The following is a 14,341-nucleotide window of genomic DNA, read 5'->3' on the forward strand; positions in this document are numbered from 1 at the left end:
ATGGCAAATTTACTAATTTTAAATGCCAATTTCAAAAATTAGAATTGTTTTGATAATAATTATAAGATATGAGATGAGATTTGCGTTAATTTTATGGATAAAATCATTTATTTAAGTGGTCTAAAATATCCCATTCGCCCCACCGTTTAACAATTTTATCTTCTTTTATTTCAATAATCTCGATACCGGTTATTTTAGTAAGCTTTTCAGTTGGACCAATACCCAAATATTTCTGTTTATTTATTCCAATTGAATGCCATCGAACGGCAATTTGAGATTTTTCAAAATCAATTAAAATATCGTCAACATTGGTTTGTAAATCGGGGAACGCGTTTAATAGTTTTAGAATGCCTTCTTTAAAACCGTTTTTATCGCTGGGTCTTCCGGAAGATGAAAGATCTATAAAATCATCAGAATGCAATTCATCAAATAAGTTTAAGTCAAGGGGTGAATTCCACAAAGAAATCCATTGGTTTGCAAGATATTCGAATTTAGATCGATTGTCTAACATATTATACTATAATAATTTAGATACTTTAATTAAAGTTATCAGCTAATTAATAATTTACCGTTTTTCATAATTATTTTATTATCAAAGTAAACGGTAGGTTTTAAAATTACTCCGTCAACATGTATAGGAACGTCAATTTTTCCACCCATACTTAAATTATTTCCTAAGGCTATATGGACCGTTCCGAGAACTTTTTCATCTTCCAATAATATTCCGCTAATCTTAGCCTTGTCATTGGTTCCGATTCCGATTTCGGCTATGTTCCTTCCATTTTTACCAAATTTCGATAACATATTAATCAGTTGCTGAGCTTCCTCGCCGCCGGAAATTTCTGACGCATAACCATTTTCTACAACAATTTTTATTGGAGTTTTTAGTTTGCCCACACCTGCAAATGATCCGTCAGAAACAAATACTCCATTTGTCGTACCTTCAACGGGAGCAGCGAAAGCCTCGCCCGTAGGTAAATTTCCGCTTTCACCTTTTTTATGAAATAAACCTTTGCTTGCAATTGCTTTTCGCCCTTCAATGTTCATTGTAATATCTGTTCCCAATGAGGTTGTAATTTTAACATTATTGGTTTTATCCATCATTTTTGCGAGTTTTATTGAAAGGTTTGCAATTTCTTTATAATCTGCGCTAAGCCCTCTGATCATTACTTCCTTAGTAATTCCGGGGAGAGTTGCAATTCTTTTTCCTAATGCGGAAGCTTCCCTTCTTGCGTTTGTATGAGTCAATGATTTTGTAGTCGGGCATAAAATTACATCCACCAACTTCATCGCTTCGGCAATGAACTTAGGCGGTTCTTGTCCGTTATACTCGAGCGGTTGCATTTCCAAATAGAAAGATTTGTAGCCCAATCTTTTAGAATTCTCAAATAATGATATTCCAATCTCTCTTTTATTTTCATCTGAAATTATCAGAACTTTCTCATTTTTTTTAGTTCCCATACAATCTTTAATTGCAATTACAGATGCTCTATCAAGATTTGTTAATTTCATTGTTACTCTATTTTATTTCTTTTCGTAAAGTCTTATTAAATGATTTTTATTCATTTGGTTAACAAAAAGATGAACTCTTTGTTCTGCCGGTTCAATTTTTTCGTTAAAATGTGATTGAGCAGTCTTAATTATTTCCTCAACATTTTTTTTACCGTCACACAAATGCCAAATAAAACTTCCAATTTCATCAAGATCAATTTTATAAGGTTTATTCAACTGCTTTTTAAAGAATATTTTTTCAATGAAACTTGGCTTTTTATTCAGATAGAATACGACCACCAAACTATCAATTTCTTCGAAATCACAATCGCGAATTGGGTATAATGAATTTAATTCAATCATAAATCAATGAACTGTCGGATTTTCCAAACCATGGCCATTTGGACCTGTTTCTGATTTTCTTAATAGATACGAAAAAGTAATCCGAAAAATCCTAAGATTGAAAATATCCACATTCCGTATTTATATCCAACCGGATTTTGAACGCTCGCGCTGCCGTAATCATTAGCCGCTCCAATTAACCAATTAAATCCGGCTAATCCTATTTGCTGAATTAATGTCATTACTGAATATGCGGTTCCTAATCTTTTTTGATCAACAATGTAAGCAACCGATGGCCACATAATTGCGGGGATTAATGAAAATGCTATTCCCATCATCGTTATTGGTACGTAAAGAGAAATTCCGGAATAAATAAACATTAAATAAACCGGAAGCAGAAGAATTGACCCAACCATCATAAAAACGCACGTTTGCCAACTTTATCAACAAATAAACCGAAAAGTGGTGTCGCGATCATTGCGGAAATTGGGAGCAAGCTGTTTAAGAAACCGGCAAATTCCCTACTTGCTCCATGGAATTCCATAAAAAATTTAATGGCAAAACTTCTGAAGGGAAATATAGCCGAGTAAAAAGTAATACAAAGTGCGACAATATACCAAAAAGATTTACTGAATTTGAAAAGGTCGGATAGCACAAATTTATCCGTTGCGCCGGCCTGACCCATTGAGTAATTTTTTTCTGCCCATGTTTCCAAAAGCCAATATGCGATACCGCCAATGGCACATGACAATGAAATTATTGCGGAAAGCACAAGCGGGTCGTGCCAATTTATATAGAAACCGCTCGCCCAAGTCGGAGAATTATCCGCAGCAACAGAGCCTAATCTCGCAATAGTTAAGTTTATACCAAATGCAAAACTCAATTCTTTTCCCTTAAACCATTTTGCTAATGCCGTTGTAATTGCTACAATTAATGGCTCTGCTCCAACTCCAAGAAGAAGTCTTCCAAACAGCATTACCGAGAGATCAGATGTCAATGTTGGAACAACGGCAGCAACAGTGCATATAATACCAAATAATAAAACGGAAATTTTTGTACCGTATTTATCAATAAAGATTCCGCCGAGAATTAGAATAAAAATAGCTGCAATACTGTAAATGGAATACATCTGCCCAATATTTTCATCGCTGAACCCTAAGTCTTTTTCAAAGATCTGCAATCGGCGCAATACTATCGTAAACATAATAGTTACCAAACATTGCTAAACTGATCAATACTAAAACAATCCATCTGAAAAGCGGAGACGGCTCTGGTTTTCCCAAATTTATTTGTTCAGAAATCGCATTCATATATTATCCAAAAGTTAATTGTTGTTTTTTTCTGACGCAAATTTAAATAAAACGAACGCTAAAGCAGCAAAAATAATAATTGATATTAAATCGCCAGTAGCGCCAATTCCTTCCGCCACACCTGTATTAAGATATTCTATCAACGGTTTGTCATTGTAATTTGAACCTATTAAAATTGCGATTAAAATTCCGGTCAACGCTCCTCCGGCAATTAATCCTGAACTAAATAATGCTCCCGGACCAATTTCAGATTCTTCTTTGTTGCTTTTTTTCATTTTATCTGAGATTAATTTAACCAATCCTCCAATGAAAATAGGCGACGTAGTTGAAAGCGGTAAATATGCGCCAACCGCAAAAGGCAGAGATCTTACTCCGCTCAATTCCATTACCGCAGAAATTCCCATTCCAACAATTACTAAACCCCAAGGTAAATTTTGACTTAACAAACCTTTAATAACTGTAGCCATTAAAGTCGCTTGAGGCGCTGGCAAAGGAGTTGGGTGTTCGGGTGTTATAGCTCCAATTCCTAAAGCATTATTTAAAAGTAAAACCGTTCCGCCAATTGCAAATGAGGAAGCAGTTACTCCAATTATTAAACCCAATTGCTGATTTATCGGAGTTGCTCCTACTAAATATCCGGTCTTTAAATCTTGTGAAGTTGCGCCTGCATTTGCTGATGCAATACAGACAATAGAACCGACAATTAAAACTATAGGTTGATAAATATCTCCCGTCCAGCCTACTCCAACAAAAATTAAAGCGGTTGCCATTAGTGTTGCAATTGTCATACCCGAAATTGGATTTGAAGATGAACCAATTAAACCTACAATCCTTGATGATACAGTTACAAAGAAAAAACCAAATACTACTATCATAACTGCGGATAAAAGATTAGTGGGAATATTTGGAATTACAGCCATGAAAATTATTAAAACTACGCTGCCAATTAGGACAAAAACTAAAGGAATATCTTTTTCTGTTCTTAATACTTCCTTGGCTTTATTCTCTTTGGATTCTTTTAAATCTTTGAATGAATCGCTAAACGCACTTATAATAGTTGGGAAAGATCTGATTAACGTAATTATTCCCCCGAAAGTTACCGCACCGGCGCCAATATATCTGATATAACTATTCCAAATTTCTCTGGCACTCATTTCTGATATTAGTTTTTGAGCAGGAGGAAAACTTGAGTTAAATTATCGCCTAACAAAGTAATGAGCGGAATTAAAACCAACCAAGATAAAACACCGCCGGCTACCATTATTCCTGCAATCTTTGGTCCAATTATATAACCGACACCTAATAATTCAGGAGTAATTTCGGCAGTTACAGTTCCGTTTGGAAGTGAAGATTTTCTATCAAATACATAAGTTGGAACATCTTTCCATAAACCTAAAATCGACATTAAAAATTTATAAGCAAAAGCGATACCTAGCCCATAAAATACTTTTGCGCAAGTGATCCTCCTTTTTCCTTGCTACAAGAACATCTGCGCACGCGGTACCTTCAGGAAAAGGTAAATTCCCATGTTCTTTAACAATTAACGATCTTCTCAAAGGAATCATAAAAAGAACACCTAGAATTCCCCCAGCCAATGCAAGAACAAATATCTGAAAATATTTGAAATATTCCTGTCCTCCAGGTAAAAATAAAAGTGCAGGTAAAGTAAATACAACACCAGCCGCTACAGATTCGCCTGCCGAGCCAATTGTTTGAACAATATTATTTTCTAAGATTGTTGATTTTCCGATATACTTAAAAACCGAAATTGAAAGAACTGCTATAGGTATTGAAGCGCTTACAGTAAGTCCAACTTTTAAACCAAGGTAAACTGTTGCGGCTCCAAAAATAATTCCAAAATTGCACCAAGCATAACCGCTTTAGGTGTAAATTCGGGAATAAAATCTTTAGCAGAAATGTAAGGTTTGAAAGATGTTTGATTTGTTTCCATAATTCATCCTTTTGAATAGATACGATTTACTAAAATAAAAATATTAACTGATTAAAAAAAACTTGAAATGGAATTTTTGATAATTGTAAAAATCTATTGCTTAACAAAAATGAATATATTATTTTTTGAATCTAGATTTTTAGGGCCTGTAGCTCAGTTGGTTAGAGCATCTGACTCATAATCAGAGGGTCGGGGGTTCAAGTCCCTCCGGGCCCACAAAGTTGTAAGCCTAAGCAAATAAATAACTTAGGCTTTTTTATTTTAAAAGGAATTTGATTTTTATTTTTCGGCTGTAACACTCTTTGTAACACTTTTCGCCTTTCAAATTACATCATGAATAATAAAAAGTTTTTAATTTCCATTAATAACAAACGTAAAGAAAACTCTAGCCAAGCATTTTTAACTTATCATGATATATCTTATTAATATATATTCATGCAATAATCATATCTTAAAAACGATATTTTATTATCAGAAATTTGCTTATTTTTAATTCAAAAATAAAGTATTAAACTGATATTTATAATTCACTCATACTTGGATAGTTATATTTAGTATAAAGTTCAGTGAGGCGTGAGGGGCTGAATTTTCTTTAAACTAAAATGGAGTTGAGATGAAACCTCTTATTTATTTTTTTATTTTTACAATTATTATTGCTACAAATTATGCTCAAGACAGCTGCAAAGTAGAAAATCCTCACGGACTTCAATTTCAAATTGGCGAAAATTTTCAACTAACCAATTTTGATGGTTACACAGTTTCATATAGGTATTTTTTAGATAAAAATAGCGGTTTTAGATTCGGATTTTTATTTAATATATCCAACTCGGATAGGAACGGCTCACAAATTCAAAACTACCAATTACCTCCTGTTTATAAAAATTCTATAAATGGAGATAGAACGCTGTTTGGATTAGGATTCTCAGCACAATATCACAGACTTCTTTTCAATAAAAAGAATGTTAATTTTTTAGTCGGTTTTGGTCCGTTTGTATATTTTGAAAATTTAGATAATGTCAACAAAAGCGCAAATTCAACTTATACATTTAGAGAAACTGAAATTACAAAACAAGATATACAAATATATGGTGTTGATGGATTAGTAGGTGCCGAATATAAATTTTCGGAAGATTTTTCATTATCTGTTGAAGTAGGATTATTGATGCAATATTTTATTAGAGATCATAATTATACAAAAAAAACAACAAGCGTTCTTGATTATTCGACAAATTCAAGTTCAGAATCGAATAAATCGAAAGAAAAAGGATTTGAAATAAAAGGCGCTCCCGTTCGCATGGGTTTAACCTTATTCTTTTAAAAATAAATGCGGAGTATTTTACTCCGCAAATTTTTAATTATCTACCGCCCCTATGTTCGGTTGGGTTTTATTTATTACATTTCCGAAATAATCTTTTGTTAACCAGTTAGGCAAATAATTCGTTATATCAATTCCGGCATTATGAGCCGGAGAAGAAGTATTAATTTTATAATCACTATTCTGCCAATTTGGTAAAATAGAATTCAAATTATAAGTTGCGTTACTTAGCACGATGTTTCCGCTTACAGTTCTATTCGCATCCCCAGTTAAGAATGTTGCAAACTCAGCATAGGTATACGTATTCGAAGAGGATTCATCAAGCTTATATCCTAATCTATCACCAGTATCTGTTAAATTTGAATTGAAGCTTAGATTATTCTTAATTGATGCTTTGGTTCTATTTCTATACCATCTGAAATCCAAATCACTGTTTACGTAAATGGTCGGAGTATATGAACGAATATTAAACTTTCTCGAAGTTGCCATGTTTAGAAATAAATTATTTTCATAAGCATAGTTTGAAGTTATAAACCCATAGTCACTACCTGAATAACTCAGTCCGCTTCTAACATTTACAAATGTATTATTCAAATAAAGTCTCAATGAATTTGTTGTGTCACCGATTGTTTCGAAAACGGAGCTATTATTTGCTGCATAAACTTTGCCATGATCAATAATCCATTTTGGGAATGGATCTGGATCTCCGACATAAACATTATACATATACTTCAAATCAGCACCCATATCTTTAGCACCAACGTTCATGTTAATAAACAAATTCCTGGTTACATAGGTATTGATTGGCATTCTTGTGTGGTTATAAAGACTTGCCCCTTCATAATTCCATTTGCCATTCGCTAAATCTGTTGAGAATGTTCCTGAAGTATGACTTACCAAGCATCTATAAGCTGCCGATGAATTTGTTACTATTGTTCCTGCTGAATAAGATGTATTTGTTACCCAATTCGGGAAAGCTACCTCATTACAACTGACCTGAAAAGGTCTCGCGTATCTTCTTCCGATTGTATTTATAACAAAGTTGCTATCTATAATATTATTCTCTGGAACTCCAGTATCATAACCGCTGGCAGCTTGTTGTGTTGGTAAAATAGCGCTTACATTTATAGACTGAGTGCTGTAATTATAAAATCTGTTACCTCTAACAACATTATTGTCTGAATTATAAAATAAACCAATACCGTCTCTTGCAGAACCTTCATCGGCTATAATTGTTCCTTCTGGTAGTTGATCGTAACCAATGAAATCATTATTCAAAAAATGCGATTCACTCACTTCATAACATCGGATTGAGGCATACTGCGGTTTATTAAGTATGCAATTTTTAAACAACACATTATTTGTCTTTATTAAAAATATAGTACCAAATTCTCCGCCTTCAAATTCCAAAAAGTCCAATGTTAAATTGTCTATATTTTCGAATTCAATAAGTCCGCTCCATTCGGGGTCGGCACTATTATAGCTAACTTGTTTGATCGAATAATAATAATTTGCCGGGTTAGTATTTGTTGGTGTCCATAATAATAATTGCAACGCTTGATTATTCTGCCAAACATCCTTAGTCCATGGGTAAATAGCACTATAGTGAGCCCAAACGGAATCTTGTAACAATTCCGGAGCTTGACCACCAGTTGCATCAACAGTTCCAAGCGATTGATAATAAGTCGGTGAAACTAAATATTTCTCTATGTTTGCGCGAGAGTAATATTCTACATCATTAAGATATAGTCTTTGCAATGAATACGGAGCTTGAGCTTTACCAGTAAAATCAAATTTCCATAAATATCCGCCATCTTTCGCACCTTGAGAAACCCAATTTGCCGAATTATTCCATCCTGGCAATTCAGCATACAATCCAATTTTAGCTCTTTTACTGCCGCCATACGTAGTAAAAGTAAAATTGTCATATGCGGAGCCATTTAGTTTAAATGCTTTTAGGAAATAATCTCCCGACTTAAATGCAATTATTTTATTTGTTCCCAACGACGAAATATTACTCAATAATGTTTCAATAGTAATTCCGGTTGTGGAGTCCGAACGATTAGCCCAATTAGTTGATCCTCCATTTTTCACATAAACATCAGCATAAATATTATGCAAATCAGAAACCGGAGTTTCATCAAGAATTTTATAAGTTGCGGTATCACTATTTGAATAAATCGCATAATCGTTTTTACTAATCTTTAATCGATAATTATATTGTTCATTTACAGTTGCTGAATTATCCAAATAAGATGTAATAGCATTCGAACTTCTGAAAATTTCAGAGAAATTTCCGTTCGGGTAACCTAAATAGTATGGTTGCCTTTCTATCGCGATGTAATCATAGCTCGGTTCAGTTTGTCGAATAGAGAAATTATCGAAGAATGCATACTCTCCCAAAACGTCAGCATTAATTTGCAGTAATACTACTGCTGTTCCGGTAAAATTGGAAGTAAAAGAATAAGTGAAAGTTGTATTACTTATTGAGCTTTGAGTTGTTAATTTTAGTGCCGAGTTTAATTTATCGTAAACAACAAGCCAGCCGGTATTTGCTGTTCCTTGAACGTAGTCTGATTTAATTTCATATCTTTGACCACTAATAACCGGAATCTCAATCTTTGCGGAATTCCAAGCTGAATATACATTGTTGTTAGTTATCTTCATTCTTCCCACATCATAGCTTAAAATTGCCGCACTCGAATTTGGAGTGAATAAATTAACATCAGAAGAAATGAGAAAATTTAAATCATAAACAACTGTTGTATCCTGAACATTTGGATCTTGCCAACTTAAATAGATACCACTATTATTGCTTTCTGCAGTTAGATTTTTTAATGCTAATAAAGTATTACTTGTTGTTTGCATATCAACAACAAAAGTATGCCACAAAGTATCTCTATATGTATCGGCAATATTAGAAGCAACAAATCCGACATTTACCGAGTATACAGTATCAACCCCAAGATGGTCGATTCTCATTCCGAAAATACCCGAATCACCCGGAAAAATGTACCAACCGGAAGGAAACGAAGTCAGATAAAACGGAGTTTGTAGATTCAACCAAGCGTGCATGTCTAATGTATCTAAAGCATTTATGTTATGAACCGTAAAATTAAAATCAATATAATTAGCTGTTAAAATGCCTAAATCAGGTTGTATCTGAATTTGACGACAGAAGCTCTTCACTTCTTTCGTTTCCGAATTGAGTGCTAATCAGCATTTTAAAGCCTTGCGCAAATGCGCAAGAGGATACTAATAAAAATAAAATTATAATTTTTCTCATTGATGAAATACCCCACGATGCTAATATTGTTGTAGCATCCAATCTTTGTAAATTTATTTGATAAACCGCGTATGTATTAGAGAAGTTTGGGGCATTCCCGTTACTCCATTTAATAGTTCCCCACGTGCTTGCGCCGCTTCCGTTTTTAGCTGAAATTGTTACAGTATTCAATGTTCCGTTCACACAAAAACTAACCCATCCCGGTGATGAATTTGAAACGTAAATTGTTGTATTTCCCGGAACCGTATATCGGGCGGCAATATAGTTATTATCTCTAAACGTCAAAGTATCAGTTATGGCAGTAACCGTAGCCGGATATTGATAACTAAGAACATCGCTAACTTTATCATCAACATCACTTTCGTTCATAATTTTATTATAACCGAAATATAAAATGCCACTTCCAGTCCAACCCAATCTATATGATTGAATATTATTGATATTTGAAAAGTAAGGGATACCAAGCTGATTGCCATCGCCAAACAAAATACCATAAGATGAACCGCTCGTCCAAGTCCATGCCGATTGAAATCCGGTCTGCGTTGAGTTCGTCAATGCATACTGACCCGATGTTGTGCCAACTCCCAACTGTCTTAATTTTCTCAAAGTTGCTAAAGTATCAACACCCTTATCGTTGTTGGCATCAACCCAACTATAATTTACATAACCTCCCAAATTGCTTAAAACAAAACCATAATTGCCGATTGTTAATGGAGATGTGGAACGCCCTAATTTAAATTTTTGTCCATCAGCGATTGAAGCGCCGGCGTTAAAATTTTGAGTTGCGGAAAAATTATTTGTTGCGTCCGTTCGTGCGTAACCGGCTCCGCTGCCAAGTCCTGCATCTGCAAGATCATTCATATTGGCCAGAACAAATGTTTCACCATTTATCGAATAAGCTGGTTTGTTCCCCGAAAAGAAAATCCTCTTTGCAAAGAAACAGTTGGTGATGACGCAAGTTGAACAGCTTGATTAAACGAGTTCAACTGAGTCCAAGTGTTTTGCGAATTTAATAAGTGGAATTCGCCCCAACAATATTCTTAACAGTTAGCCAAGTTACTATCATTGTTGTACCGTTAATTCTAAATTGAACGGTTGAATTGTCCGGTATATTTGTTGAATACGGATACTTTGCCGGATCTCCGTACTCTCTTTGTGCGATAAGATTTGTTGTAAAAAGAAGCAAAATTATTAATACTATATTTTTCATTTTATTTACCCTAATTGATATTTTCCGTCTGAATCTACTTGAATAATTCCATCTGAATCGATTGCCACATTCTCCGGAAGAATGGATTTTGAAACATCCACATAATTTGTTGACTTAAACTTTATATCGATAATGTCCCTAAAATCCGGTGTGTCCAAATGATCCGGTGTTACCTCTTGAATTCTAAACAATAATTTTTCTCCTGCGGAATTCTTAAAAGGATCCGCTTCACGATGTCGGTATAAGTAAACGTCTTTTCCTAAATATGGTAAAAGCTCATTAGTTTTTTTGATTGAATCATCATATTTGAAAACGTGAATTCTTACAACATAAAGCCACCAATAGCCTTTATGAATATGATTTATAAATCCGTTTATTACACTTGGCTGTTCTAAATAATGATAAATTGGTTCATTCTGTAAAACTTTGGATTTATCCAAAAGAATAACATTTCCCTGCTGATCTTCAAACTTAGGAGCTCCGGTTCCCCACTGCATTTTACATTCCCTTAATTATGAATAGTAATCTGTTCAATCTGAAGCTCCATTGTATTTTTGGAATAATTGCAAACACCTTTTAAAATATTTTCAATAACGAATAAGGAAGGATTTCTAGTTGTAATAAATTCTTTTGTATAATTTTTTTCGGAACGATTTCTTATTTTATTTCCGATTTTTGTTTCATAGTAAGTGGGATCATTGGCGGTGATATAATCTATAAATGAATTTAACTCATAAATACTTCCTTCATTAACAGATCCGTTAGACTTCTGTTTTCATAACCGAAAATTAAATTGTCATACCAATTTGATGTAATTTCATTTTTTGTATTGCTGTACCATCCGCTATTTAAATTTGATTCGGTGTTTATCGTGTAATTATATCTGTCGTTAAAAAAAGCAAATCCGAATTTCTGAACATTTCCGTCTTTTTCATAATATGAATTTTTACAACTGAATTTATAATCATCACTAATTGCGAAATGATATTCGCTCGCAATATCTAAATAATAACCGTTATTATTATTGCTGAGCTTCACGCCAAAAAGCTGACAAAATTTGTCCACAAAATCAAAATAAGTAATCTCGGCTTGTGGATTAAACAATTCCGAAATTGAACTGTCGGATTTAACCGCCACTTGCTGATTGATACAGTAAGTAATATCCATATCAACTTTTAATTCACTAAATAAAATATTCGTAAATGAGGATTTTGAGTAACCGCGATTTTAGGACCGAGAGTAATTGTCGGATCAACTAAGCCGGCATGCTCAAACATATTTTTAATTAACCACATTAACGAAGTTGAATTATTGCCGTTCGCGTCTTGATTATTATAAAGTCTTTTGTTTGCTGTGTTTGCCAATCTTGATGAAAGATTAGTTCTATTTATTTTTTTACTTTTTAATAAATGTATTTCCTTAAAAAATGTTACGGATATTCTGTCGTTATCTTTATTCTCGCTTATCGAAACCGGAGTGCCGTGAAAATAATTTGAGCCTTCTGTAAATTTTATTTTCTCAATATCATTTACTGTTTTATTCTCAAAATTATAATTGATAGTAAATTCTACATCAAGCCCCGCGGAATCTAAGTTGTAGGAAAGATCCCTTTGAACAAAAGGAATATTCAAATTATTGATAATGAAATTATCAACATTATACCAAGTAGAATCATTTTTATATTTTAATCGCGCCGATAACATTAAAAATCCGTTGTTTGAATTGTGTTCTGTCGGTTAAATCTGTTATTGGCTTCTTGAACAATTGTACCGATAGTTTTATCTCCAATTTTCAGCACAATTGTATTTGAACCCGAAGATCTTACTTGACTTCGCATTACTTCGGTTAATGCTCCAATTCTGTTATAAACATCCGTTAATATTCTGTCCGTATTTTGATTATTATTCCCGCTCGCCGGAGTAACTGTAACCTTTTCTCCTGACTGAACGCCGATTAAGTAATCATCGCGGTTAAATCCCGGTGGGACCGTAAAATTTGAAACGCCCGTTGCGAATTTTTGATGAGGTTGAAAAGAAACATTACCGCCGCCAAAGTTTGTTACTGTTCCGCCTTTGGCCAAACCGGGAATAAATTTTGCGAGGAATCCGAAACCGCCCGTCGCGATTCCGAGTATTCCCGAAAGCTGATCAGTTTCTAATGAGTTGATTGCGTCCGCGATTCTTAATGCTGATTGAAGCGCCGCGTTAAAATAAGAAACGAATGTTTTACCGTGAGCTCCCAATCCTTCAAGTGCGTTTCCGAATTCACTTATAGAATTCATCTGTAAATTATGAATTTCCTCTTCCCGTTTTAACCTTTCTTCTAACTCTTTCTTTTCATCTTCCAGATAATTCATTTCGTGCTTCAATATAAACTTGTAAATTCTCCTGCTTAATTTTCGCTAACTCATTTTCAAGTTCAATTTGTTCATCTAACCAAGCCTGATCTTCTTTAATAGCGTCAAACTCATTAAAATCAACTTGCACTTTTTCTTTTTTACAATTTTATTTTTTTTCCGGATTGATAAACTTCTCAAGCTGAGAAATTTCAGTATCAATATTTCTTACATCAATTATATCGCTTGGTTTTAATGTTAGTCTTTTTTCCTTAAGTTGTTTTATTCTTTCTTCAATTTGACCAAACGAACTGTTGATCGCGTTAAATAATTCCTCACCGCCGGGAAGTACTTGAATTTTTGATCCATCGGCTAAAATCTGCCACTTTTTACCGATTGTTTTTTGAGTTGTTTGTTTTGCTTTTTTAACTTCCTCCTCAATCTTTGCTTCATCAATGTCAATAACCAAATCAATCAGAACCTTATATAAACCGCCGATACTGTTCAACCAAGTTTCAGCTACATCAGTCGCTTTATCGTTTAATTCAATTAATGCGTTGCCTAACTTCACTTTTAAATTTTCCGCTCTGGCCGCCATCCGGTCAATTTTTTCGGAACTCTTTAACGCAATATCTCCGGTTTCACTTAATCTTCGGTTCATTATATTAGTTGCGGCATCAACGCTTAATATCCTTCTTTCAACCGCGGTAAGCTCGGTTCCGGTCTTATTCAATTTTTCGGCGGCGAGTATTTCAATTTCACCGTTTAGTTCAGTAATGCTTATTCCAAAATTATCCAGTAACTCTGTAGATCCTCTTAAAACTCCGCTTAAAATGTTATTGAAAGTTTGTAATGTGCTGTTGCCTTTTCTTACCGAATCAAACCGCGCGAATTCAGCGAATATTTTTAACTGCTCATTTGTTGCTCCAAGATCAATTCCGATAAGTACATTTCTCATTAATTCAAAATCTGAAATTGTATTTTTGGTTAATGAAACATCATAATTTAATTTTATTTTTTCTTCTAACCTTTGCTTTAATTTCGTATGAAGTTTTTCAACATCATTCAATTTTAATTTTAAAAGTCTGTCATCCATAGTCG

At 33.9% G+C, this 14,341-nt stretch carries 13 protein-coding genes, 1 tRNA gene and 2 pseudogenes; 2 read left to right on the forward strand and 14 right to left on the reverse strand.

The genetic code is table 11. The features are described from left to right. Positions 1-103: 103 nt before the first annotated feature. From IPK06_04290 to IPK06_04310, 5 genes and pseudogenes are all read right to left on the reverse strand, one after another. On the reverse strand, positions 104-511 hold the full coding sequence (locus IPK06_04290; protein ID MBK7979230.1) for an ester cyclase: 408 nt from the start codon (positions 509-511) through the stop codon (positions 104-106). Between the two features lie 38 nt (positions 512-549). Then, positions 550-1,512, reverse strand: coding sequence for an aminopeptidase (locus IPK06_04295; GenBank protein ID MBK7979231.1), 963 nt, complete (start codon positions 1,510-1,512; stop codon positions 550-552). 12 nt (positions 1,513-1,524) lie between these two features. Then, on the reverse strand, positions 1,525-1,854 hold the full coding sequence (locus IPK06_04300) for a PqqD family protein (protein ID MBK7979232.1): 330 nt from the start codon (positions 1,852-1,854) through the stop codon (positions 1,525-1,527). A 3-nt stretch (positions 1,855-1,857) separates the two neighbouring features. Beyond that, positions 1,858-3,143 (reverse strand): annotated as a pseudogene (locus tag IPK06_04305) (MFS transporter). A 14-nt stretch (positions 3,144-3,157) separates the two neighbouring features. Beyond that, positions 3,158-5,094 (reverse strand): annotated as a pseudogene (locus IPK06_04310) (oligopeptide transporter, OPT family). Positions 5,095-5,236: 142 nt separating this feature from the next. On the opposite strand from IPK06_04310, the gene IPK06_04315 reads away from it, so the two are divergent. Both IPK06_04315 and IPK06_04320 read left to right on the forward strand, forming a co-directional pair. Next, positions 5,237-5,310, forward strand: a tRNA-Ile gene (locus IPK06_04315). A 397-nt stretch (positions 5,311-5,707) separates the two neighbouring features. Next, the gene (locus tag IPK06_04320) at positions 5,708-6,412 is read left to right on the forward strand and encodes a hypothetical protein (GenBank protein ID MBK7979233.1); all 705 of its coding nucleotides are present in this window, start codon (positions 5,708-5,710) and stop codon (positions 6,410-6,412) included. 33 nt (positions 6,413-6,445) lie between these two features. Here the strand turns inward: IPK06_04320 and IPK06_04325 are convergent, their stop codons facing one another. The 9 genes from IPK06_04325 to IPK06_04365 form a co-directional block, all read right to left on the reverse strand. Continuing rightward, positions 6,446-9,598, reverse strand: a complete 3,153-nt coding sequence (locus IPK06_04325) for a hypothetical protein (protein MBK7979234.1) — start codon at positions 9,596-9,598, stop codon at positions 6,446-6,448. Beyond that, positions 9,561-10,556 (reverse strand): hypothetical protein, encoded by a 996-nt coding sequence (locus IPK06_04330; GenBank protein MBK7979235.1) that lies wholly within the window; start codon positions 10,554-10,556, stop codon positions 9,561-9,563. Before IPK06_04330 ends, IPK06_04325 begins: the two co-directional genes overlap by 38 nt. Before the next feature lie 148 nt (positions 10,557-10,704). Next, positions 10,705-10,905: a hypothetical protein gene (locus IPK06_04335; protein MBK7979236.1), complete on the reverse strand. Its 201-nt coding sequence runs from the start codon at positions 10,903-10,905 to the stop codon at positions 10,705-10,707. Between the two features lie 5 nt (positions 10,906-10,910). Continuing rightward, positions 10,911-11,402, reverse strand: a complete 492-nt coding sequence (locus IPK06_04340; protein ID MBK7979237.1) for a hypothetical protein — start codon at positions 11,400-11,402, stop codon at positions 10,911-10,913. Positions 11,403-11,631: 229 nt separating this feature from the next. Then, on the reverse strand, positions 11,632-12,072 hold the full coding sequence (locus tag IPK06_04345) for a hypothetical protein (GenBank protein ID MBK7979238.1): 441 nt from the start codon (positions 12,070-12,072) through the stop codon (positions 11,632-11,634). Between the two features lie 8 nt (positions 12,073-12,080). After that, positions 12,081-12,608 carry a hypothetical protein gene (locus tag IPK06_04350; GenBank protein ID MBK7979239.1) on the reverse strand — a complete coding sequence of 176 codons (528 nt, stop codon included), beginning with the start codon at positions 12,606-12,608 and terminating at the stop codon, positions 12,081-12,083. Next, on the reverse strand, positions 12,608-13,261 hold the full coding sequence (locus IPK06_04355) for a hypothetical protein (protein ID MBK7979240.1): 654 nt from the start codon (positions 13,259-13,261) through the stop codon (positions 12,608-12,610). Before IPK06_04355 ends, IPK06_04350 begins: the two co-directional genes overlap by 1 nt. Next, positions 13,242-13,391 carry a hypothetical protein gene (locus IPK06_04360; protein ID MBK7979241.1) on the reverse strand — a complete coding sequence of 50 codons (150 nt, stop codon included), beginning with the start codon at positions 13,389-13,391 and terminating at the stop codon, positions 13,242-13,244. The genes IPK06_04355 and IPK06_04360 overlap by 20 nt, the downstream gene beginning before the upstream one ends. A gap of 18 nt (positions 13,392-13,409) precedes the next feature. After that, positions 13,410-14,336, reverse strand: a complete 927-nt coding sequence (locus IPK06_04365) for a hypothetical protein (protein MBK7979242.1) — start codon at positions 14,334-14,336, stop codon at positions 13,410-13,412. Positions 14,337-14,341 lie beyond the last annotated feature (5 nt).

The organism is Ignavibacteriota bacterium (assembly GCA_016713565.1).
Lineage (GTDB): Bacteria > Bacteroidota > Ignavibacteria > Ignavibacteriales > Melioribacteraceae.

Coding starts and splice junctions, on each gene's coding strand:
- IPK06_04355 (MBK7979240.1), bottom strand. CDS start 13,261: ATGAATTATCTGGAAGATGAAAAGAAAGAGTTAGAAGAAAGGTTAAAA.
- IPK06_04365 (MBK7979242.1), bottom strand. CDS start 14,336: ATGGATGACAGACTTTTAAAATTAAAATTGAATGATGTTGAAAAACTT.
- IPK06_04320 (MBK7979233.1), top strand. CDS start 5,708: ATGAAACCTCTTATTTATTTTTTTATTTTTACAATTATTATTGCTACA.
- IPK06_04350 (MBK7979239.1), bottom strand. CDS start 12,608: ATGTTATCGGCGCGATTAAAATATAAAAATGATTCTACTTGGTATAAT.
- IPK06_04295 (MBK7979231.1), bottom strand. CDS start 1,512: ATGAAATTAACAAATCTTGATAGAGCATCTGTAATTGCAATTAAAGAT.
- IPK06_04345 (MBK7979238.1), bottom strand. CDS start 12,072: ATGGATATTACTTACTGTATCAATCAGCAAGTGGCGGTTAAATCCGAC.
- IPK06_04340 (MBK7979237.1), bottom strand. CDS start 11,402: ATGCAGTGGGGAACCGGAGCTCCTAAGTTTGAAGATCAGCAGGGAAAT.
- IPK06_04290 (MBK7979230.1), bottom strand. CDS start 511: ATGTTAGACAATCGATCTAAATTCGAATATCTTGCAAACCAATGGATT.
- IPK06_04335 (MBK7979236.1), bottom strand. CDS start 10,905: ATGAAAAATATAGTATTAATAATTTTGCTTCTTTTTACAACAAATCTT.
- IPK06_04330 (MBK7979235.1), bottom strand. CDS start 10,556: ATGAATGATCTTGCAGATGCAGGACTTGGCAGCGGAGCCGGTTACGCA.
- IPK06_04300 (MBK7979232.1), bottom strand. CDS start 1,854: ATGATTGAATTAAATTCATTATACCCAATTCGCGATTGTGATTTCGAA.